The organism is Candidatus Hydrogenedentota bacterium, from assembly GCA_019637335.1.
GTDB lineage: Bacteria > Hydrogenedentota > Hydrogenedentia > Hydrogenedentales > JAEUWI01 > JAEUWI01.
On record JAHBVV010000001.1, the window covers coordinates 228,761 to 250,253 of the forward strand.

18 protein-coding genes are annotated in these 21,493 nt (G+C 61.1%); 2 read left to right on the plus strand and 16 right to left on the minus strand.

Annotated features, from left to right (window positions below; translation table 11 throughout):
• The first annotated feature begins 272 nt into the window (after nt 1–272).
• Nucleotides 273–953 carry a hypothetical protein gene (locus KF886_00915; GenBank protein ID MBX3175898.1) on the plus strand — a complete coding sequence of 227 codons (681 nt, stop codon included), beginning with the start codon at nt 273–275 and terminating at the stop codon, nt 951–953.
• Here the strand turns inward: KF886_00915 and KF886_00920 are convergent.
• Nucleotides 945–1,739, minus strand: coding sequence for a class I SAM-dependent methyltransferase (locus tag KF886_00920; GenBank protein MBX3175899.1), 795 nt, complete (start codon nt 1,737–1,739; stop codon nt 945–947). The two genes, KF886_00915 and KF886_00920, sit on opposite strands and share 9 nt — an antisense overlap.
• Before the next feature lie 51 nt (nt 1,740–1,790).
• Nucleotides 1,791–2,504 (minus strand): methyltransferase domain-containing protein, encoded by a 714-nt coding sequence (locus KF886_00925; GenBank protein MBX3175900.1) that lies wholly within the window; start codon nt 2,502–2,504, stop codon nt 1,791–1,793.
• 736 nt (nt 2,505–3,240) lie between these two features.
• On the opposite strand from KF886_00925, the gene KF886_00930 reads away from it, so the two are divergent.
• Entirely contained in the window at nt 3,241–3,441 is a 201-nt protein-coding gene (locus tag KF886_00930; protein MBX3175901.1) for a cold-shock protein, read from the plus strand.
• 1,127 nt (nt 3,442–4,568) lie between these two features.
• On the opposite strand, the gene KF886_00935 is transcribed toward KF886_00930, so the two are convergent.
• From KF886_00935 to KF886_01000, 14 genes are all read right to left on the minus strand, one after another.
• Nucleotides 4,569–4,985, minus strand: coding sequence for a hypothetical protein (locus KF886_00935; GenBank protein ID MBX3175902.1), 417 nt, complete (start codon nt 4,983–4,985; stop codon nt 4,569–4,571).
• A gap of 111 nt (nt 4,986–5,096) precedes the next feature.
• Nucleotides 5,097–8,831 carry a protein kinase gene (locus KF886_00940; protein ID MBX3175903.1) on the minus strand — a complete coding sequence of 1,245 codons (3,735 nt, stop codon included), beginning with the start codon at nt 8,829–8,831 and terminating at the stop codon, nt 5,097–5,099.
• A gap of 249 nt (nt 8,832–9,080) precedes the next feature.
• Nucleotides 9,081–10,130 carry a twin-arginine translocation signal domain-containing protein gene (locus KF886_00945; GenBank protein MBX3175904.1) on the minus strand — a complete coding sequence of 350 codons (1,050 nt, stop codon included), beginning with the start codon at nt 10,128–10,130 and terminating at the stop codon, nt 9,081–9,083.
• 78 nt (nt 10,131–10,208) lie between these two features.
• Nucleotides 10,209–10,445 (minus strand): type II toxin-antitoxin system HicB family antitoxin, encoded by a 237-nt coding sequence (locus KF886_00950; protein MBX3175905.1) that lies wholly within the window; start codon nt 10,443–10,445, stop codon nt 10,209–10,211.
• Nucleotides 10,429–10,677 carry a type II toxin-antitoxin system HicA family toxin gene (locus KF886_00955; GenBank protein ID MBX3175906.1) on the minus strand — a complete coding sequence of 83 codons (249 nt, stop codon included), beginning with the start codon at nt 10,675–10,677 and terminating at the stop codon, nt 10,429–10,431. Before KF886_00955 ends, KF886_00950 begins: the two co-directional genes overlap by 17 nt.
• 690 nt (nt 10,678–11,367) lie before the next feature.
• Nucleotides 11,368–12,102 carry a methyltransferase domain-containing protein gene (locus KF886_00960; protein ID MBX3175907.1) on the minus strand — a complete coding sequence of 245 codons (735 nt, stop codon included), beginning with the start codon at nt 12,100–12,102 and terminating at the stop codon, nt 11,368–11,370.
• On the minus strand, nt 12,089–13,066 hold the full coding sequence (locus KF886_00965) for a glycosyltransferase (GenBank protein MBX3175908.1): 978 nt from the start codon (nt 13,064–13,066) through the stop codon (nt 12,089–12,091). Before KF886_00965 ends, KF886_00960 begins: the two co-directional genes overlap by 14 nt.
• Before the next feature lie 75 nt (nt 13,067–13,141).
• Nucleotides 13,142–13,723 (minus strand): flavodoxin family protein, encoded by a 582-nt coding sequence (locus tag KF886_00970; GenBank protein MBX3175909.1) that lies wholly within the window; start codon nt 13,721–13,723, stop codon nt 13,142–13,144.
• Between the two features lie 128 nt (nt 13,724–13,851).
• Nucleotides 13,852–14,169, minus strand: coding sequence for a winged helix-turn-helix transcriptional regulator (locus KF886_00975; protein ID MBX3175910.1), 318 nt, complete (start codon nt 14,167–14,169; stop codon nt 13,852–13,854).
• An 88-nt stretch (nt 14,170–14,257) separates the two neighbouring features.
• Nucleotides 14,258–16,936: a DEAD/DEAH box helicase family protein gene (locus tag KF886_00980; protein ID MBX3175911.1), complete on the minus strand. Its 2,679-nt coding sequence runs from the start codon at nt 16,934–16,936 to the stop codon at nt 14,258–14,260.
• 100 nt (nt 16,937–17,036) lie between these two features.
• On the minus strand, nt 17,037–17,384 hold the full coding sequence (locus tag KF886_00985) for an STAS-like domain-containing protein (GenBank protein ID MBX3175912.1): 348 nt from the start codon (nt 17,382–17,384) through the stop codon (nt 17,037–17,039).
• A gap of 87 nt (nt 17,385–17,471) precedes the next feature.
• Nucleotides 17,472–18,425 (minus strand): hypothetical protein, encoded by a 954-nt coding sequence (locus KF886_00990; protein ID MBX3175913.1) that lies wholly within the window; start codon nt 18,423–18,425, stop codon nt 17,472–17,474.
• Nucleotides 18,422–18,994: a hypothetical protein gene (locus KF886_00995; protein ID MBX3175914.1), complete on the minus strand. Its 573-nt coding sequence runs from the start codon at nt 18,992–18,994 to the stop codon at nt 18,422–18,424. Before KF886_00995 ends, KF886_00990 begins: the two co-directional genes overlap by 4 nt.
• Nucleotides 18,991–21,330, minus strand: a complete 2,340-nt coding sequence (locus tag KF886_01000; protein ID MBX3175915.1) for a site-specific DNA-methyltransferase — start codon at nt 21,328–21,330, stop codon at nt 18,991–18,993. Before KF886_01000 ends, KF886_00995 begins: the two co-directional genes overlap by 4 nt.
• Between the last annotated feature and the right edge of the window lie 163 nt (nt 21,331–21,493).

Genomic DNA, 21,493 nt, shown 5'->3' on the forward strand with positions numbered 1-21,493 from the left:
CCGCGCCGCAACGGAAGTGCGGACCAATGGGAGCGCGGGCGGCCCGCCCGCAACGCGCCGTAGGCGCGAATCTGATATGCGGCGGTAGTCCGGGTCCAACCTGCCCCCCAATCATACATGCCGATACGGTAAACACCTCCAGGCGCCTTCGGTGCAATGCCGGCGGGCGCACGTTTTGGCGCAGGCGCGGTCCGGCCCGCCCGAAAAAGTGCAATGGCCCATCCCTATAAGCAGGCGCTTTGTCAAAGGCAACCCCCAAGGAGGAAACCGCCATGCCCGTCAGCCTCGGATCGCACCCCCGCCACCTCGAAGAACTCCGCATCGGAGGCGGATACGGATCCGCCCCCGACGGCGGCGCCGACTTCGATCGCGCCGGGAACATCGCCGCCAGCGGCAGCCTCGACCTCGGCGGGCCAGCCGCCTTCGAAAGCGACGTCACGGTCGCCGGCGACTTCGCCGTCACCGGCGTCGACACCACCTGGAGCGCCTACCTCCCCGCAAGTCTCGGCATGCCCGACCCCGCCCTCCCCTGCGGCCCCGTCACCCCCGTAAGCTGGCGCAACTTCCACGTCGCCACGCCCACCCTCGCCTTCGACCCCAACAACCCCGAAGCCGCCTACTTCCAGTTCCGCCTGCCCCCGGCCTACGACGGCCGCCCCCTCACCTTCACCATCGAATGGAGCGCACAAGCCGGCACAGGGGGCGATGTGCGGTGGGGGGTTCTACCAATTTCATTCAGTAACGGAAGCAACTTTGTCGTAACCGGCACTACGACTTTTGTGAACACAACGCTCGGCACATTGGAGACTCTTCATATCACTGAAATCAGTTCCACGCCGCTGGACTGCGCTTCTGAAACGCTAAATACTGTCAGAATCATCAGATTAAGCAACGATGGGGCAGATACATTTGATGCAGACGCACTTCTTCTCGGGATTGGAATCTCACTTTGAGAGATCATCAGTGTGCGTGTAAATCCCACTTGCCCGCCAACTCACACCCTTGTACGACGAAATATGTACGTTACGAAACTTTTCTGGCGGAAACCAACCACGTACGCGACTTTCAGAAATGAATTCTACTTGGGGCGCATTCAGCTTATCGAAGACATTGAGCACGTTCCGTTCAAACGACAGGCGCCTGAAGTTGCTGAAGTACTCGTAGTAGGGAAGCATCTGAAGCGGGAACAGATAGAGCGAGTAGATTGGCAAGTAAAGCACAGAGGTTAAGATCTTCGAAATAAGCAGGAGGGCACGAGTACTGGCGTTTCGAAGCGCAATTCGTCGAAGCCTCTCGATGAGAAACTCCGCAATCCAGTTCCCCTCCTTGCTGTACACCCACAGAATCAATCTGCCATTCTGCTTCAAGTGCCGCACAAGGTTTGCAACGGTCGAGTCAGGACTATCCGTATGATGTACCACCCCAATAGAGAAAACTACATCGAAGTTCTCCTGCAAATCCATCACCGCAATATCTGCCTCAAGAAACTGAACATTCGTAAGGTCTGAGTTCCTTTCTGCGGCAACTTCCACTGCATTAAGATCGACAGCAACTATTCGCTTGCAGTATGGAGCAACGAAAGATGTGTGCTGTCCGCCGCCACAGCCTGCTTCCAAAACTGTCTTGCCACGGAAATCCTCCAATTTGTTCGGAGAAATCCATTCTTCAAACAGAAACAACTCCTCATCACGAAAGGCTTTCCATTGCTCCAACCACTTGCTCTGCTTTTCTTGAGCCACGCTGCATCTCCGCCCCATATATTTGGTCACGCATATAACATGCGGAAAATATCATTCCTTCAGCAGCCTGGCCACAAAATGCAATCGCCGATCACAGAGGCAGGTCAGTGGCCAAGAATAAAGCCCAAGCGAAAGCTTCAGCGCGTCTTCTCGCAACCCCGAAGATTTAAATGCTTTCTCCCAATTATCCCATGACCAGTAATCGTACTTCAGACCTACCCCGTGGCCTCTGTTTCCCAGCCAGTCCATAACTGTGAGCTCGAGTCTATCGAGTTTGTTGTGAGCGATATGATCCTTGACAATTACTCCATAGCGTGAAACTCTTGTCATTTCTAGCATCAACTGAACCGGAGCTTCAGTGTGATGTAGAACGTCGGATGCCATACAGTAGTCCCAAGATTCGTCATCACAAGGAATTGTCTTACCATCAAACTGCAAAGTCAGAATCTGTCGTTCTGGCCACATGAATACGTCTAGGCCGGTTATCCTGAGATCGGGTCTGAGTTCCAGCACCTTTGAAGCTAGCCATCCATTTCCCGATCCCACATCCAGTACGGTCGAACCTTTCGGAAGTAGCTTGGCAAAGATCTCTGCCAATCGCATTGTCCTCCGCGACATTACGTAACGACTATGAAGTTTTGCTAGCTGAACTTCCCATCCAACTGTTCTGTTCTTCCCCTTGGCCTTCAAGCGATTCTCCTCGCCATATTCTAAGCTATCGAAACCGAAATGACTCACACGGATTCTGGTTTCTTCGAGAAGCACCTGGGGTTGCGCTCGTGCCTCGGTTCACCACAAGCTATCAACTGTCGCTCCTACGGGGCCGGATGCCGCCACAAACCTTGGAAATCTCCAACAAACAATTGTTTATGATATCGCACTTCCATCTATTGTCTTCTAGTTTTTTTCGCAAGAATGGGGTGCAGGTTTGGTACTACCGATGCTTTTCTGTAGTGCAGACCGTATATCCGGCAGAAGAGCCGGATGCCAGCGCACGCTTTCGGCCCGAAGGGCCAACGCAGTTTTCAGCCCCGGGCAACGCCCGGGGATTGAGCTGAGTCACCACTGCGCTGCCCTTTCACGGCGGGAATGTGGCGTCCCCGGGTTGCCCGGGGCTGGGAGCTGCACTGGCCCTTCGGGCCGACAGACCAGTCGATACGATTTCACCAACAGAGGCCCCAGACGGCGTACATAGGCCGTTCGGGGCGGGCTTTCAGCCCTCACGTAATATCGATTCCCTTGCCCCGGGCCATGCTGCGCAGGCCCTTTCGTGAATTCTGCGTCCTTGTATGGCGCCGGGGTTTCGGCGCCAGGCGGCGCGCGCCCGCGGGCGGCCCGGTCGGGCCGGGTTTTCGGGGGAATAAGTAATTATTTAAAGCAATAGTATTTTGTCCCAAAAGATGGTATACTTTTCGGACGGGCGAGAGGAACCTATCCACCGGGAACCTTGCATGTGCGTTACATGGCGCCCGAACAAACACTGAAGCAAAAGGAAAATAGAATGCCAATCGGTACCGTAAAATTCTTCAACGAAACCAAAGGTTTTGGTTTTATTCAGCCCGAAGGCGGCGGCGACGACCTGTTCATCCACATTTCGAACATCGACCGCTCCGAAGGCACGCTGACGGAAGGCCAGAAGGTTTCGTATGAAGTCGGCCAGGGCCGCAAGGGCCAGGAAGCCCGGGAAGTTCGCTCCGCGTAACGGCACTTGCCGCCGCAGCATAGTTTAATCCGTGTATCTTGTGGAACGCCGAGGGGCGGGGCCCGTCCCCGCCGCCAGTTCAGGCGTTCGCATACCCGTGGCAATACCCATCGTCCCTGCATCGCACGGCGGCGCGGGGTGTTTCCTGCGAACGGGCCCGGCCAGGTGGAGGCGGGCGCCCCGAGCACGAGCACTTCCGCGCAGGCTGTTTAAGCCGAAGGCATGGCGCTGTATTGAGCAGTTGAAGGCGCGGGTCACCCCAGCCGGGGCGGCCGGCGAGAAACACCGATTACCCGGAGCCGGGAGGATTTCTATCCTCCCGGCTTCTTCGTTTCCGGGTAACATTTTAGCCGCCTGAAGCGGCAACGCGCGGAAACAGCGCGAACAGACCGTTACTATACGAGGAAGCGCGGCAAAATGAGCCGGCTTTCCCCAGGAAACCGGCGGCATCGCTCACAATCCTGACATTCCGAGGTCTGGTCAGCCCGAAAATAATCGTCGTCGCCCGATACGGCAACGTGAGAGCGCAAACCGGGAGCGCGGGCGGGCCCGCCCGCATCGCGCCGAAGGCGCAATGCATCGCGGACACCCCGCGGCAAATGTAGGATAGCCGTCCCGGCTGTCCACCGCGCCGCAAGGCGCGCCAGGATCGCGGTCATTCATGTCCGCGGCATCGGGAGCTCGGGAAATAAAGCGACGTAAGTGGTTTGGAATAGAATCCCCGCGACCCCGGGAGCGGAAAGCATTGGGGACCCGCTCCTCTTCACGTACACATCGATCACGAGATGTCTTGCGCTCGTCCTGCACGCAGCCGCCTGCACACCCCAACGACCGAAATCATTTTCTATTTTCTATCCGTGTCATCAGTGCAATCCGTGGGCACAATTCTTGATCACCGCCCGCGGCCGCTCCCGATGCATTCGTGTGCATTGGTGTTCATTCGTGGTTAAGAACGCGCTCTCTGCGTTCTCTGCGGTTAAAGCTATTCTCTGTTTCTCTTCGTGCCCTTTGTGCCCTTCGTGGTGATCATTTCTTTGGTTGCGCCCAGAGGCTGCGCTGTGTTCATTCGTGGTTGAAAAACTTCTTTGCTTCAAACGCCTAAACGGTTACGTTTCCGGCGGGCGCAATCAGGACAGGACGAACCAGAGAAATGCGGCGGCGGCGATGAGGGCGGCCGCGCCGATGCCGATGACCTTGCGGCGGGCCTCGCGCCGGCGCGCCTTAAACCGGGCTTCCACTTCGGGGGGAACGGCGTTCAGCACCGCGTTGTCGACGATGGCCTCGTTCTGTATGAGGCTGGCGACCTGCTCCTCCACGTGGGGTTCGGCTGGATCGTCCCACGCGGCTTCGGCGGCCGCGCTGTAAGCGCCGAAGCGGATGGGTTTCCCGCCCTCCTGGAGGTCGTTCAGCGCGGTGGATTCGGCCCGCGGCCCGATCGGAAGCGCGCCGACCGGCTGCCCGCAGACGGGGCACGGCTGCCCGGACCCGAGCGATTCCTCAACAGTGACCGACTTTCCACAGGCGGCGCATTGCATGGCAATCATAGCTTCAACCCTCGCTGCGTGGTAGCTGTCCGCCCCGGATTGCACAATCTCCCTTACCGATTAGTGTACCGGCTCCGGCAAAAAACGGCAACCGTTTTTCGCGGGCGCGCGCTAGCCCGCGTGGGTCAGCAGCCACTCCTGGTAGCGGTGCAGCTCCCAGAGGCGGAAGCGGGCCTCCCAGGTCATGCTGGCGTCGCCGGGAAGGTCCGAGGCCCGGAAGGGAATCGCCGACCAGGTCCGCGTGGTGTTGTCGCCGGACGCCGTAATGATCGCCTCGCCGTCGGGGCTGAAGGACGCGTTGAGAATGCCGCCGCCGGGATCTTCCAGCGATACCAGCAGGGAGCCGTCCAGCGCGTTCCATACCATCGCCGTCTTGTCGGCGGAGGCGGTGACGATGCGGGAGCCGTCGGGGCTGAAGGCCGCGCTCAGGATCTCCTGGGTATGGCCCTCGAGCGTGGCCAGGAGTTCGCCCGATCCCGCGTCCCAGACCTTGGCGGTTTCATCGCGCGACACCGTCGCGGCGCGGGAGCCGTCGGGGCTGAACAGCGCGTTCATCACGCTGTCGCTATGCCCTTCAAGCGTGTGCAGGAGCGCGCCATCGGCCACGTTCCAGAGCTTGGCGGTCCCGTCGAGAGAGGCCGTGATCGCGCGCGACCCGTCGGGGCTGAACGCCGTGCTGACCACGGCGTCGATGTGGCCGGTCAGCGTGTTCAGCAGCGCGCCATTCTCGGCGTTCCAGAGCCTCGCGGTCTTGTCGTGGGAGGAAGTGGCGATAAGCGAGCCGTCCGGGCTGAAGGTGGCCCGTTCGATCGCGCCGGTGTGGCCCTCAAGCGAAGCGAGAAGCGCGCCGCCCTCCGCGCTCCAGATCCGCGCGGTGTTGTCTCCCGAGGCGGTCACGATGCGCGTGTTGTCCGGGCTGAAATCCGCGCTGTTGACGTCGCCCGCGTGCCCTTCCAGCGTCAGCTGGAGCGCGCCGCCCTCCACATCCCAAACCTTTACCGTCTGGTCGCGCGACGTCGTGACAAACTGGCGGCGGTCCGGGGAGAAGGCGGCCCTCGTCACGCCTTCCACGCGCCCCGCGACATTGTCCTCCTCCGGGGCCTTCGCCGCCAGCCGGGGCACGCTCCAGATCCGCGCTGTCTTGTCCTCGGACGCGGTGACCACGCTCGCGCTGTCCGGGCTGAAGCCGGCGCTCCAGACTTCCCCGGAGTGGCCCATCAACACGGCCACCTGCTTCCCGTCGATGGCGTCCCAGACCTTCGCGCTACGGTCGCGGGACGCGGTGACGATGAAGCGCCCATCCGGGCTGAACTGCGCGGTTTCTATCGAGAGGTCGTGGCCGTCGATCGTGGTGATAAGGTGGTAGTCGGACATGTCCCATATGCGCACCGACTTGTCCCAGGCCAGGGTCGCCAGGCGCTTGCCGTCCGCGCTGAAGGAGACGTTCCAGATCTCGTCGGAATGCCCGATGAGCGTCGCCAGCTCGCGCCCGTTCGCCGCGTTCCACACCTTCGCCGTGTTGTCCTTCGACGCCGTCACGATCCGCTCGCCGTCCGGGCTGAAGGCGGCGTACATCACCCCGTACGCGTGCCCCCTCAGGGTCAGCTGCAGCGCGCCGGACCCCGTGTCCCAGACCCGCGCCGTCCGGTCCCACGAGGCCGTCACAACCCGCCCGCCATCGGGGCTGAAGTTGGCGTTCTCCACGGTCTCGCTGTGCCCGTCGAAAGTGCGCACAAGTTTTCCGCTGCGGGCCTCCCAGAGCCGCGCCTGGTCATCGGCCGCGATGAGCACCAGGGCGCCGTCGGGGCTGAACGCCGCCCCGGCGACATCGGCCTCGCCCTCCAGCGTGGAGAGGAGCACGCCGCGGGCCGTGTCCCACACCTTGACGCTGAGATCCCAGGAAACCGTGAGCAGGCGTTTCCCGTCCCGGCTGAAGGCCACGCTCCAGATCTTTTCGGCATGGCCCTTCAGGGTGAATTGCAGGGTGCCGTTGGCCACGCTCCAGAGGCGCGCGTCATTGCCGGCGATGGTGACGATCCGGGCGCCGTCGGGGCTGAACGCCGCGCCAAGCACCCGATCCTCGTGGCCTTCAAGCACGCGGAGCGACTGGTAGCACTGGTTGAGGAAATAGCCCCATTCCCAGTTGCGGTATTCCTCGCTGGCCGCCCAGAGTATCCGCCGCGCCAGCGGATACTGACGCTGGTTGATCTTGCTGCTCGCAAGCTGGATGCTCGAATAGTACGACTGGACCTCGGCGATCTTGCGCTGGCGCTCGGACTCATTGCGCTCCTCCTCCACCGCCGCACGCTGGCGCTGGGCCTCGGCTTCCGCCTCCCGGGCGTGGTCGCGCTCGGCATTCGCGATCCGCTGCTGCTCGATGGCCACGTTGCGGGCGTGCGTTATCTGCATCACGTAAACGCCCGACACGAGCGCCCCCAGTACAATGAACGCCACGCCAACGTAGATGGCGGACCGGTACCGCTGCAAAAACCGCGACATCAGGTCCGTTGTCGAGTAGACATAGGCGTTCACCAGCGCGCCCGACTGGAAGCGCGTCACCTCGTCCGCAAGCTCCTTGGCGGATGCGTAGCGCTCGGACGGGCTCTTCCGCATGGCGCGCTCGCAGATGGCGGCCAGCTCCATGGGGGTGTCCGGCTCAACCTGGCGGATCGGAACCGGATCCTCGTAGATCACATGCGTGATCAGGTCCTTCACGGTCTTCGCCTTGAAGGGCAGCCGGCCCGTGAGGATTTCATACAACACGACGCCGAGGCTGTAGATGTCCGAGCGCTCGTCGATCTTGTCGGTGTGGCCCAGGGCCTGCTCCGGGGGCATGTACGCGGGCGTGCCCAGCAGCTGCCCGTAATTGGTCTTCGCCGACTTGATCTCGCTGCCCAGGTTCATCGACATGATGGACTGCTCGATGACGCTCGCGTGGGCGTCGTGCCCCTTGCGCGCCTTCGCAAGCCCCCAGTCCAGAACCACCGTCTCGCCGAACTCGCCGACCATTACGTTCGCCGGCTTGATGTCCCGGTGCACCACGTGGCGGCTGTGCGCGTACGCGATCGCGTTGCAGAGGTCGATAAAATGAGGCAGCAGCGCCAGCCGCTCGCGGATCGACTTGGAATCCCGGATCGCACGGGAAAGGCTCCGCCCGCGCACGAGCTTCATCGTGTAGTAGAGCGTGCCGTCCTTCCGGTGGCCCAATTCGTACACCGGCACGATCGACGGGTGCTCCAGCTGGCCCGTAATCCGGGCCTCCTGGAGAAACCGCGCTATCACCGCCGTCGAAAAGCGGATCGGGCTGGCCTCGCTCGGCGCCGTGCCCTCGGGCGCGTCCGTCGAGCCCATGTGCGGCAACAACTCCTTAAGCGCGATGTCACGGCCCAGGTATTCGTCGTGAACCATCAGGATCCGGCCCATGCCCCCGCGCGCGTGCTCCGACTGGTGCGTGTAACGCCCGGAATTCTCGATGACCCCGGGCACTTCCTCGGGCTTCTCGTCCTTAAGGGGAATCGTGACTTCCGGGGCCGCCGAAAGCTGCACCGTCCCCGAATCCGTGAGGCGCACCGTGCCACGGAAGGTGTTCTGGATGCCCTCTTCGCCCCCGAAAGACTCCAGCGCCGCGAAACTGTCGCCGTTGTGCGCGGCCACGGCCTCGTTCACCAGCCGCTCCAGGAGCTCCTGGTCCTTCCGTTGCAGCGCGTTGGACTCCACGAGACGCGTCGGGATATCGCGGCTGGGATCCGTTGCCCAGGCCCCGGCGACATCCATCAACTGGGCCGGCGAGACCTTGTTCAACTGCACCGCGAATACTCCGAAAAGGAGATTGTGGTCTCGTTTCATCAAGGAAAACCTGTGCTTGCGCAATGTGAACCGGATGCGCGGGGGCGGCGGCGGACGCCTGTCTCCCCGGGCGCGCCGGCCAGACTTCGAACTATACGTGCGGGCATCCCGCGGCAACGCGCTGCCAGGGAATGCTTCGGCTGCCCGGATTGCCCCATTTTACTCCACGCGGCGGGTTCATGCGAAACCGGGCGGGGCCATCGGCGCCCGGCTGCGGCGCACCCGCCGCCCCGCGTCTCCCGCGCGGCGTTAGGCTGGTCGCGGCGCGCCCGCCACAAGGTACCTATCCAGCCAGGCGAGAATAAGTTCCCGCATTTCGGGCAGTTCCTCGTGGCGGCAGTCGTAAAGCCGGATCTCACAATCCTCGCTTTTGCCATATTGCGCATACAGCGGCGCCAGGTGATCCCGCACCCGCTCCACCCCAGCCGGCGGCGTCAGGCCGTCCTCCCGCCCGTTCAGGCTCAGGCGCGGGCGCGGCACAATCAGCTCGTTAATCTGGTGGGTCTGAAAATGCTTGAGGAGCGACGGCACGTAGTAGTAAATCCCGTGGCGCCCGAGCCCGTTCGTCTCAATGAGCGCCTCGAAGTCCGTCAGGCAGCACAGGTCCATGCAGCAGCGGATCCGCTCGTCCAGCGCCGCCATCCACCAGGATTTGGTCGAGCCCATGGAGATGCCGAAAGACCCGATCCGCGACGTGTCCACTTCGGGCCGGGTGCAGAGGTAGTTGAGCGCCTGCCACTCGTCGAACAGCATCATGCCGAAAAGCACCTGGCCATACCAGAGCATCTTCTTGAAGGTGTCGCTCTCGCCATTCCCGCCGTTGTCCGGATAGGGCGCGCGCTCGCCGAAGCACCAGCTGTCGATCGCCAGCGCGACGATGCCCTTCTCAGCGTAGACGGGCGCATAGGCCGGCATCGCGCGCGTTCCCTTCAGCAACTCATCCTTCCCCACGAAGTAGTCGCCGCCGTGCCAGTGGTGGTAGAGGATTGCCGGGGCCTTCTCCGCGCGCTTGTCCGGCAGGAGAAGATACGCCGGAACGGTCTCGACGCCGTTCAGTTCCAGGTCGAGATGTTCGAGTGTGAAGCCGTCGTGCTGCTCCACCTTCTTCAGCGTCGCCACCGGCGGCTGCTTTTCCGGCAGGTCGCCCAGCAGCGACCACAGCAGCTTCCGGCACTCCGCCTGATACGCCCGGAATTCTTCAGGAGTCTTCGGTTGCGCGGCCATGGCGCCCTCGCTCGCCAGCACCGACAGCGCACCCGCCGCCGCGCCGGCCTTCATGAAATCTCTGCGGTTGAACATGGGAGTCTCCAGCAAACCCGAAGGCCCCATCCTACGCCAACAGGAAGCGAGAGATCACACCGGGCGGCGTGCAGGCGCTCAGTGAAGCGCCTCGACGAGAACGCGGTGCTTCCGCGGGGGCGGGGGCATGTCCAGTTTCTGCAAACTTTCCAGGTGGAGGTCGAGCGCCTCGCAGGCGTGATTAAACGCTTCGGGCAAGGTTCGCCCGCTCGTAACGATGTCGGGAATGTCGCTGAACGCGACGACATACGCCGGGTCTTGCGGCGCGTAGGTTACCGTGAACACGTAACCGCGGTACTCATGGGTCGTTGTCATCTCGCAATAGCTCCAATAGTCTTCGGATGTCGGACGGGTGGCAGGTTCGGCGGCCGCCATGAGGCTTCACCAACGTCAGAAGCCGACCATCCGCCCGGTGGAAGGTACAATGACTGCCCCGCTGATTGAACAGGACAAACCCTTCGTACTTGAGCAAGGCCTCCACCTGGCTGAACCGGATGGCGCCGGGATTATTCCGCATTTGGTCGAATAGTTTTTGTCGCCGCGTCATCCTGGCTTCCCATCACGGTGCTGTCGCCCACGCCAACGGCCAGCGTCATTGTAGCATTTCCAGTTCTGGGTGCGCGGCTGAAAATGGACAACGCTGTGCCTCGGACAAGTGATCAAACTTGCACGTGCTGGCCTTCAGCCGGGGCCGACACGGTCAAACTTTTTTCTGCTTCCCATGTTTATTGGCCCAACGGAACGTGCCGCGCGATCCCGCGTCCCATGGGTCGAAGACCCCTGGGAAGCGGGTTCGTGCGCTCGTTGGACATGCGGGTGGCTTGCGCACGAACCTGACTTTGCGGGGCTTCGCCCCGGCGAAAGTCGGGATCGCGCGGCAAATTGCTCACGCCTTTTCGGTAATATCAGAACTACGCTGAAAAAACACCTCGGCATCACCACAACTGCTTCATGCAAACTAGATTACAGCATCTCTCCCAGGGAAGCGGCAAAGGCTGGGAGCGCAGGCGTCCCCGCCTGCCAGGCGGCGAAGCCGCCGTCCATTTTCATCCTTAACGGGTGACGCGAAGCGTCATGAAAGGCTGTACCTGTTGTCTAAGCCAGCGTGACTTTGAAGATGGTGAATTCGCCACAATTAAATCCCAAGTCGTTCAGCAATTCCCATATGCCCAGGAACTCGATGAAGTCTCGATTGCACAACCATCCACACGCAGCATACCCCACCACGCCGCCCAAATCACGCCCCGCCGGGCGCCTTCCGCCACACCCCCACCACGGTCTTACCGAGGCGGTGGCCGAACAGGGGATCGATCCGCACCGACGCGGGAACCAGGATGCGGTCCCAGATCCGTACCTGGCGCGCCGTGGGCATGGATTGGCGCAGAAGGAAGCGGTTGGCGGCGGAAGCCAGGCAGCCGGCCGCGTCGAGGTAGAAGATCCGCTCCGCCACCAGGTCGGGCGGCGCGGCGGCGCGGAGCGTACGGCGGCTGTAGCGCCGGTAATGGCCGATGGCCGTATCAAAGGGGCTGTACAGGAACGGATGCGCGGGCGCGACGACGATCAGGCGTCCGCCATCGGCCAGGTGGGACGCGGCCCGGGCGAGTTCCTCCTCATCGCGCGCGATATGCTCCAGCACGTCCACGTAGAGCACGGTGTCGAAGCGCCGGCCCGGGTCGACATCGGCGATTGTGCCCCGGATGGTCTCGGCGGGCGCCGGTAGCGGGCGCTCGGCCAGCGTGGCTTCGAGCGCGGCCAGCAGATCGGGGTCGGGCTCCAGGCAACACCAGCACGCGCACTGCTCGGACGCCAGCGCGCGCGATGTCTCCCCGATGCCCGCGCCGACCTCCAGCACGCGCCCACCGATCCACGGGCCGAGCGTGCACTGGAGATAGCGTTTCCAGTTCAACGCACGCCCAAATAGCGCAAGCTCGGCCCCGGGGTACGTGTGCGGGGATGCTTCACCCGCGCACATGCACGCACCCCTCAACGAAGTGGACGTAATCCCGGCGGGGCAGAAATCCCGTGCCGCTCCGGTTCTGCAGCACGAGGAAAGACGCGAACCCCGCGAGGTAGAGCATCTGCAGCAGCGCCACGGCGGCAAGCCCGGCGGCGGCCGCGGCCCAGAGAGGCGCCCACGCCTGATCGAGCGCGTGGCCCGCCACAAGCGCGGCCGCCGCGGCCAGGCTCAGGCCCAGCAGCGCCGCGGTGGAAACCAGCAGGCGCACGGCGACAATATCCCCATAGACCGAGATGGCGCACAGCCCGTGCATCACCAGGGCGACAAAGTTCATCCGCGAATGCCCCGCCAGCCGCCGCGCGCGATCGAGGGGGATGGAACGGTTCGGGATGCGCGCGTGGTAGACCGACGCCGCGTAGTGGTTCCACGTTTCCATGACCGCGCCAAGCCGCTCGACGTGGGCGCGCGGCACGATGCTGAAATTGCCGACCTCGATAGTCCGCCCGACGAGGATCCGGTGCATCGCCTTGTAGATCGCGTAGAACCCGCGGAAGAGCGGGCCCTCCACCCGGCGGCGGCGGCGCGCGAAGATCACGTCCGCGTGCGGATCGTCCCGAAACGCGCGAACAAGCGCCACGGCCCCGGCGGGCGGATCCTCGCCGTCGGCGTCCATCACCACAACCGCCTCGCACGGCAGGTGCTCGGCAATGTACGCCAGCCCGATCGCGATCGCGCGCTGGTGGCCCAGGTTGCGCCGGAGCCGAAGCACATCCACCGGCAACGGGCCAACCAGGCCCGCCAGGAAGTCCGGCGGCATGGGCTCGGTCGAGGCATCGTCCACGATGAGAACCCGCGCGGAGATTCCCGCAGCCGACAGCGCCGCCGACAGATCCGGGATCAGCAGCGCAAGCGACGCCCACTCGTTAAACGCGGGCATGCACACCACAATGGGCGCGTTTTTGGTTTCGTGCTCGGCCATACGGCGATCGGTCCCTCCGGGAAGTGGCCCGCGCACCGTATACCGCCGCCGCCCCCGCGATCAACCGCGCGGCACTCAGCCCGCAAGGGCTCGCGCCACCTCGGCCACACGCGCGCCCAGGTTCCGGGCCCCGTCAAGGCCGGGCTTGTCCTGCGCGATGCTGTCGTCGACATTCCAGAACGCCACGCCGACGCGGCCCGACGGCTTGCCGTCGCCCACCAGGATCATGTCCTGGCACATCAGCGCCGCCTGGATCGACTGGATCGTCAGCTCCTGACCGCCGTTCCGCGCGCCGCCCACCGCCACCACCCCCGCCACCTTGTTGCGCAGGGTGAAGCCGTCCTTACGGAAGGCCATGCAGCGATCGAGAAACGCCTTGCACAGCGCGCTCATGTTGCTGAAATACACCGGCGACCCCACGAGGATTGCGCCTACGGCCGGATCGGCCAGCTTCTTCGCGATCGCCGGAAAGTCGTCCGCCTCCCCATCGCGCAGCGGCAGGCCGGCGGCGAGCTGCGCCGGAATGCTGAGCCCGCCCAGCTCGATCAGTTCGACCTCGACGCCCGCCTGCTCTTTCGCGGCATCCAGGCAGGCCTGGAGCGCGGCGGCGGTCGTCTTGCCCTTCCGCGGGCTGCAATTCACGGCGATGATCTTCATCACCGGCGCGGATTCCTGCGCCCCGGCGCCCAGCGCCCCAACCACGGCCACGGCGCCCGCCGCGCCCATCATTTCCCTGCGTCCCATTTCGTGTGACATGGCGAACATCTCCCTGGCGCGGCGCGCGGCTACAAGGCCGCGAACTGCGCCTCGGCGTTGGATTTGAGCACCCCCTCAATGCAAGAAAAAAGGCTCGTCGCGCACGGAACCTTCAGCGTGTAAAACACCTGGAGGCCCCGCTTCTCGTCCGCCACCAGCCCCGCGGACTTCAGCACGCTCAGGTGCTTCGACACCGTCGACATGTCCGCGCCGATCATGTCCGTCAGCTCGCAGACGCACTTTTCGCCCGCGGCAAGCTCGTCAATGATAAGCAGGCGCGACGGATGGGCCATGGCCTTGAGTATCCGCGCCCGCGCTTCGTATCGGGCTCTGGTCTTGGCATCCATGGCGCTCTCCTTGGCTTATTGGTAGTTTAGCCAAGTAATGGGGGTTTGTCAAGCGTCGATTCTGGTGAGTTCGGTGTGGCGTGCGGCGCTATTTGTATTCGCGAAAGCTGGCCAGCAGCCCTTCAAAGGATTTCGGCTGGTATTTCTCGAAATTGAGCTGATCCACGTAGACAAAGTCATACGTGGTATCGGGCTGAGAGGCATTAATATCCTCGCACCACTGGCGAAGCCGCGCCATCTTCTGGGGCAACTCCAGCTCCTCACGCCCCTTCGTCTCCACGACCACCACGCGGCCATCGGACAGCTTCACCAGAAAGTCAGGTATATAATTCGAGATGTCGCCGCTCGCCTTCACGTAATCCAGCCGAAAGTTCACGGCCAGATAGTTTTTTGCATACGATACGACTTCATCACAGGATTCGAGGAAATTGGCAAATTCCAGCTCAAAGACACTGTCGCCGATGATCCGGTTGAACACGCTCTTGCGCGGCAACATGTAGCCCTGGTCCTTCGCGACGAAAGGCCGGGTGTTCCGCAACTTGATGCTGTCCCGGATCTCCGCGTTTCCCTTATCGCGCACCGTGAGCGCATTAATGGCCTTCTTGAACGTCTCAATGGTCGTCATTACGGCGTCCGTCTCGGAAAGGTTCCGCATCGTATTCGGCGATTCCAGATCGACCGCTTCGCCAAACAAGGCGTCCCGCACGAAGGCTTTGACCCTGGGATAGATCGCGTCGTAGCCGCTGAAGAGCTTCAACTCCTTCATGATGGTCTGTGCGAAATACGCAATGACACTCCGATAATCGCCCGCGGCCGCGCCATCCAGCACGGTCGTGTGGGTGATCTGGCCGTCGGTAATATCCCGAAACACGATCTCGCGCTGTTCCTCGGCGGTGAACTCGCGATACGGCACGGGGGCGCATTGCAGCATATCCGGGGAGAGCTCGGACAGGTTCTTGTACTCGCGGTAAACGCGCGGACCCAGGACGGGGATTTCAATGTCGAGAGCGTCCAGGTCCTTCTGCGCGTTTTCCCGGTCCACCTCCACGACCAGCGGGGTTTTCGCCGCCGTGCCCGCGCCCATGGCGGATCGCTCCAGTTCCACGCCCTCGGCCTGAATCGACTCGACGAATTCCATGAAGGCGTCCGTGCCCACCACGCTGACGTACTCCGGCACATCCGGCGCGTACATCTTGCGCAGGCCCCGGCCCAGGGTCTGCTCGGGCAGGATATTGCTCTTGGCGGAATACGCGCGCAGGCCCACGATGGTGGTCACGTTGCGCACGTCCCAGCCTTCCTTGAGCATCAGCACGGATACGATAGCCTTGTAGGGGCTGTCCGCGCTGTCGATCTCGTTGGCTTCCTTGCGCAGCTTGTCCAGCTCTTCCTTATTTTTGCCCGAGGCCGCCTCGGAAATCTCCCCATTGTTCTTCGTGTGGATGACCATCACGCCATCCTTCAAATCGGGGTAGCGGCCCTCCAGGTAATCCTTCACCTCGTCACAATTGCGCGTATCGTCCGTCATCACGAACAAAATGGCCTTCCGGCCGACTTTCTTGTGCTCTTCGTAGGCCTTGCGCCATTCCACCACGCCCAACTCGATGTAATCGGCGTATTTTTCGGTATATTTCGCGCTCGTGTGCTCCTGGAGCTTTGCGCGGCTTGCCGCGTCGGGCAGTACGGGGTGTTTCACCACGTTCTGGCGGATCGCCTCCACCAGCGGGTAGTCGGCCACCGTCTGAACGAAAATCGCGCCGTTGTTGTGTTTGGGCGTCGCCGTCACGTCGAGCTGGAGGCTCAGCTTGTCGCCCTTCTGCAGCAGGCGGTTGTGGATGTCCTCGATGGACTTGAACCACGCCAGCTTCGCGTCGTGGATGTGGTGGGCCTCGTCGTTGATGACCATGAGCTCGTCGATATCGCGTACGATCATGCCCAGGTCCACCGCCGAGTCGGTGGTCTGGCCCTTGGGCCGCGGGCCGAGGAAATAGTCCATCGTGTCTTCGTCGTCCGGCGAAGGCGGGATGTCCTCGCCCGTGTAGACCCGGTGGATATTGGTCAGGAAGATGTTGCCCGTCGGGCGCGTCACGCGCACGTTGTCTTGCACGTGAAGCGTCAACTGGAAGTCGTCGCGCCAGTTCCGCCCGTCGAAGCCGTTGTCCGGCACCACCGGATCGGAAAAGAAGATGCGCAGCCCCTGAAAATCGCGGTAGACTCGATCCAGCACAATAATATTGGGCGCGATCACCAGGAAATTCCGGGAAAGCTCGGATTCCGGCTCATAGAGCTTGTGATAGAAGCTCCAGGCCAGCGCCAGGCTCATTACCTTCGTTTTGCCCGTGCCCGTGGCCATTTTGATGACATAGCGCCGCCAGGTTTCGTCGAACATGCCCGCCGAAACCAGCCCGCTGCCGTCATAGCGCATGAGGTCGAACTTGTCCTTCGCCCCCGCCACATCGTAGAGGTAGACGATGGTTTCCAGGGCCTCCCGCTGGGCGAAGTAATACGCAAACTCGATATCCGGGGCCTTGTACTGCGGGATCAGGTGTGGCTCCACGAACCACCAGTTCAACAGGCTCCGGCTCGTTTCGGTCGCCGCCGCGTAGCCACTGTCGCGGAAGGCCTTCACCTCCCGGCGGAGCTGCGCCACCAGCGGCGGCATGAGCTTGTCCATGCTCGTTTCGCGCAGGGCCTCGTCGGCCGGAAACCAGCGGACCTCGGGGTCCAGGATGGCGTGGGGGGAGTCGGGGAAGTTGGGGTGGAGGGCCATGGCTTACGGGAGCAACTTTCCTGTTAGGGCCGGACTGGTTGTTTCTATAGAGCCGAAGCCGAGTTCGTAGACGCCCAGAACGCGCTTAAACCTTCGCGCGTCAAATTTCATCCTCGTACTCCCCTAACGCTTCTCGTATAGCTTTTTCGAATCGCTCCGGATCCCGATGGTATACTTTCGCCGTATCCATCACCCGTTTGAGGAGGTCGCGATCATCCAAAGCCAAGTGCTCAAACCTGATCGATTCCTGAATTTTCTCTTCACTAAATTGTCCAAATAGCTGCCCAAAGGCGGCGTCTAGAAACGCCGATGAGAGCGGAGAAACATTGCGAAACGAGACAGAAACAGGCGCATTACGATTTAGTGCCGCACGAATTCTCGAAAAGACTTTGTCGCCATCCCCGGACGCTACGCAAATCGAACTGGCCACCACGTCATACACAGATATTGCCTCTACACGCCTCACCCAATCGCTCCTAAGCCGATGCTACCAGGCTTTCCGTTGCCCTGGAGAACCGATGGCAAAATGACGGTGTTACTCTTCGGCGTTCGCAAACCGAACCGCTACATAAGATTCCGATGCCGAAATGGCATCTTCGTGTTCAGACTGCGTAACCAGAAGTGTCGCCAGAACGGACTCACCCCAGTGGAACGTTTTCAAATCCTTCTTCGCCTGGTTCGAAAGAGTTCCCCTTATCAACTCATCGCCGGTTCTGAGCTCGAACCGCTCCTGTTCAATGTTTCCACCTACTAGTTCTCCATACCTGTCAATTGTCTCTTGGCGTACTTGTACTTGCGCCAGCCATTCAGCTCTGTGTCTCGCTTGATGTGGACTCAAGCGCATCGTCTCATTGCGGTCTTTGTGGCGCATTGAAAGACCAACGTTCTGTTTCGCCAAGAGATCGATGATCGCCGTATAGTGACTTTTTACGCGAGAATGTGACAGAAGATCGAGTGATTCGACCGATGGTTCATCGTCGCCCAGCAGTAGACAAACCGCCTGCAACGCTTCCTCGGGGTTGCTCTCCAGTACCTGATCGTCAGCCTTCACGTCGGAAACCTTTACCCGAAACCCGAAGGAGCCTTCGACAAAGCTCGGTTGAACATAGAGCCGATTGGCAGTTGAAACCTCTTTCGGAACTCTGGCCCGTTTCGTCGTGGAACCCATTCGAGCCTGACCGACGGCATAAGATAGGGCTTGAAGCTTTTCGAGAAAAACACCCAAAAGCTGCGCGGGTATTTCGTGCCCTCTAAGCGGTTCACCAGCCAAAACAAAATCCGCAGACGCATTGCCATCATATAGCTCCGCCGCTCGTAATTCCTCCCGCAGTTCTGCCTCGTGTGCCACAATGGATTCGAGATTGGCCTGCCCCGCAAATCCGAAATCTCCACCTTCGCACAGCGCTTGTTTGATTTCAAGCAATTCATTCAGCTGTTGCCGAATTTCAACAGCGTGCCTGCGACCATCATAAACTGCCGAATTCATCATGGCGTCGTCCTTTTTGCCGAAACACTGGGAGCGATTGAGGCATCTCCAAGCACAAGCGAAACAAATCCTTTTTCGCGGCCAGGTCCGGGTGTCCCGTTGGGGGCCACGGTTCCCCGGGTGCTCCCAAACCACTTCCGCCAGTATAGCCGTTGTCTCTCGAAAACGCCAAAGAACCTGTTACTTGGGTCGCAACATGGAACTAGAAATGTGTGGCAGCCATATTTCTCCTTCGTGTCTTCACGCCCATGGAGCAATTGTCTCACTACATTCTGTTGGTCGATAAATAACGCGTTGAGCAAGTCGATCTCCACAAATGTCACCACATCGACATCGTCCGGATCTGCCTTGTCGGTAACATAGGAGCCGTCTACCCATTGAGTTGCGGCAGACAAGACGACTTCCGCCTCATCGCGGAGTTTCTTGAATCCGTCAAAGAGCACCCTCCTTTGCGACGAATTGGGGAATGCATCCACGAACTTCTCTTTAAACACGCCCTCGTCACACACATACACACCATCGAGCAGCAATCCATGCGGATCGAAGTCCGGTATCATCCCCGTTTCACTCATGTTCTTACCTCCACAATCGTCATCGTGTCATTCCCGAAGATATCCACCACCTTCACCGCGATCTTCCGCGGCCCCGGCGGGCATTCGTGGGCGACGCTTTTGAGCTCCAGGCTCCGGTCCTTCCGCGTCCGGAAGCTCTGCCATTCGTTCTCGAAGACGTAGTCGCCGGTCCAGACCTCCTCGTATTCCACGATCTCGCCCTGGGGCGGCTCCGCGCCCTCCAGGTGGCCCTGGCCGGGCAGCGGGCGCGCTACGCGGATGAGTTCGCGCTTGCTCTCGAAGTCGAAATCCACCGACCAGTAATCGATCCAGTCGGTCCAGTGATCGGTCAGCACCTCGCGCTTGATGACGCCCTTCGCGTTCTTGGTCAGCTTCACGATCTGGCCCTTTTCCACCACGATCCGGCTGCCCGTCTTCTTCTTGCCCAGGGCCTCCTCCGCCCGGGCGATGGAATCCTGGGAGTAGAACACGGAGAAATCGGTCAGCTCCACCGCCACCGTGGGGGATTTGGTCTTGGTCCCCTTGGTCACGTGGGGCTTCACCTCGATGAAGGACACATCGTGGAAGACCACCTGGTTCTTCTCCACCGCCCGCTTGTCGAAGACCTCCGCCGGGATGTATTTCGGCTGGATATCGATGCCCTTGGCCTTCGCCTCGTCCAGCACGTTGGGGAAAAGCCCCATTTCGAATTCGAAGCCGAGGATGTCCACCTTGGTCACATGCTTCTTGCGGCATTCCAGGATGATTTCCTCCACGAAGAGGCGCGTCACCGGCAGGTTCACCGGCCCCACCGCCACGAGCCGCCCCGCCTTCTTCCCGTGGAAATGCTCGAACTGGGTGATCGGCTCGGCCTGGTACGCGCGCAGGATCAGCGCCAGGAAATCCGCCTCCCGCTCCGCCAGTTGGCGCCGCTGCTCCTCCTCCCGCAGGTTCGGGTTCACCCCGATGTAGTGCTGCCGCTCGTATTTGCCCAGGTTCAATATCTCGAAGGCGCGGTAGTCCTTGCCCTCCGCCTTCAGCGAACGCTGCACCCCGATCATCCGCTTCCGCGTCGTGTGAATCCCGAATTTCCCCAGGTCGCTCGCGATCCACTTCCGCCCCAGCTTCTCCGCCACCGCCGCCGTAGTCCCGGATCCGCAGAAGAAATCCGCCACGAGATCGCCGGGGTTGGAGGAGGCGTTGATGATGCGCTCGAGGAGGGCCTCGGGTTTCTGGGTGGGGTACTTCAAGAGCTCCGCGTTTTTTCCCTTTAGGAGCTTTATGTCCACCCACAGGTTAGTAATCAATTGCCCTTCATAAGAATCGAGATAGACTTTCCTGTAGACTTGCTTATTCTTGTCCTTTGGATAGTAGATTAGCCCCTGACCATCTAGCTCCTCCATCTTTTTTCGGGAATAACGCCACCCATTGGCTGGTGTCTTGTAACCTTTAAAGTCATAGTACAGATTAGGCCTATACGTTGGACTTCCGCATACGTTAAGCATGAACCTACGACCATCTGGATCGGACTTGGTAAACATCTGATCAACATAGTCTGGATCGGGTTCCATATATACCTGATTCCAAATGGGAGCATCGGATTTGGAATATAGGTAGATTGTATCTGTGTTTACCGACATCTTGTTCATATTGCTGAGCGCGGAACCGCCTTTGCGCTTCCAAATAATCTCGTTGACAAGTTTCTCATCACCGAACACCTCGCTCAGTACCTGTCGGATGTGGCTGTTCACCCGCCAATCGCAATGCACATAAATACTCCCATCCTCCGCAAGCAAGTCCCGCATGAGCACGAGCCGCTCGTAGATCATGGCGATGAAGGAGTCTGCACCCTTTCCCCAGGTGTCTCGGTACGCGATTTCCTCGAGGATATTGGGCTTCTTGGTGAAGGTGTCAGAGGTCCCGTCGAAAGACGGGATTTCGATGTCCATGGAGAAGTCGGCGCCCACGTCGAAGGGCGGGTCGATGTAGATGAGCTTGAGGCCGCCCTGGGCTTCGATTTCCTCGCGGAGGGGGCCGTTTTTCAGGCTGGAGAGGATGAGCTTGTTGTCGCCCCAGATGAGCTTGTTGGTCCAGCCCTGGAGCTGGCGCCCGCGCGCGTCGAACATGTCGAGCTGGGGGTCGGTGTCCTCCGGCTTTTCGGCGCGCGGCTCGTCCACCTGCTCGATGACCTGAAAGGGGAGGACGATATTGCAGACCTCGCCCGACTTGCCATTCCAGACCAGCTCCACCTCGCGCTTGTCTTCAAACAGCAGGAAGCGGTATTTGTCCGGCAGGGGCTTGTCCGCCTCGATGAAGCGGAGGATCTCCTGTTTCTCCTGTTCGGTCAGTCTGGGCATGGCTCCCCTCAATGTAGGATAGCCGTCCCGGCTGTCCATGACAGGTCGTAGACGCGCCGGAGGCGGGCGGGACGCCTATCCTACTTTTGGACAGGCGGGACGCCTATCCTACTTTTTGGACAGGCGGGACGCCTATCCTACTTTTGGACAGGCGGGACGCGTA

Bases quoted from the DNA above. Each gene is read 5' to 3' on its own strand.
- KF886_00915 (MBX3175898.1), top strand. From the start codon at position 273: ATGCCCGTCAGCCTCGGATCGCACCCCCGCCACCTCGAAGAACTCCGC.
- KF886_00930 (MBX3175901.1), top strand. From the start codon at position 3,241: ATGCCAATCGGTACCGTAAAATTCTTCAACGAAACCAAAGGTTTTGGT.
- KF886_00935 (MBX3175902.1), bottom strand. From the start codon at position 4,985: ATGATTGCCATGCAATGCGCCGCCTGTGGAAAGTCGGTCACTGTTGAG.
- KF886_00940 (MBX3175903.1), bottom strand. From the start codon at position 8,831: ATGAAACGAGACCACAATCTCCTTTTCGGAGTATTCGCGGTGCAGTTG.
- KF886_00945 (MBX3175904.1), bottom strand. From the start codon at position 10,130: ATGTTCAACCGCAGAGATTTCATGAAGGCCGGCGCGGCGGCGGGTGCG.
- KF886_00950 (MBX3175905.1), bottom strand. From the start codon at position 10,445: ATGACAACGACCCATGAGTACCGCGGTTACGTGTTCACGGTAACCTAC.
- KF886_00955 (MBX3175906.1), bottom strand. From the start codon at position 10,677: ATGACGCGGCGACAAAAACTATTCGACCAAATGCGGAATAATCCCGGC.
- KF886_00960 (MBX3175907.1), bottom strand. From the start codon at position 12,102: ATGTGCGCGGGTGAAGCATCCCCGCACACGTACCCCGGGGCCGAGCTT.
- KF886_00965 (MBX3175908.1), bottom strand. From the start codon at position 13,066: ATGGCCGAGCACGAAACCAAAAACGCGCCCATTGTGGTGTGCATGCCC.
- KF886_00970 (MBX3175909.1), bottom strand. From the start codon at position 13,723: ATGAAGATCATCGCCGTGAATTGCAGCCCGCGGAAGGGCAAGACGACC.
- KF886_00975 (MBX3175910.1), bottom strand. From the start codon at position 14,169: ATGGATGCCAAGACCAGAGCCCGATACGAAGCGCGGGCGCGGATACTC.
- KF886_00980 (MBX3175911.1), bottom strand. From the start codon at position 16,936: ATGGCCCTCCACCCCAACTTCCCCGACTCCCCCCACGCCATCCTGGAC.
- KF886_00990 (MBX3175913.1), bottom strand. From the start codon at position 18,425: ATGATGAATTCGGCAGTTTATGATGGTCGCAGGCACGCTGTTGAAATT.
- KF886_00995 (MBX3175914.1), bottom strand. From the start codon at position 18,994: ATGAGTGAAACGGGGATGATACCGGACTTCGATCCGCATGGATTGCTG.
- KF886_01000 (MBX3175915.1), bottom strand. From the start codon at position 21,330: ATGCCCAGACTGACCGAACAGGAGAAACAGGAGATCCTCCGCTTCATC.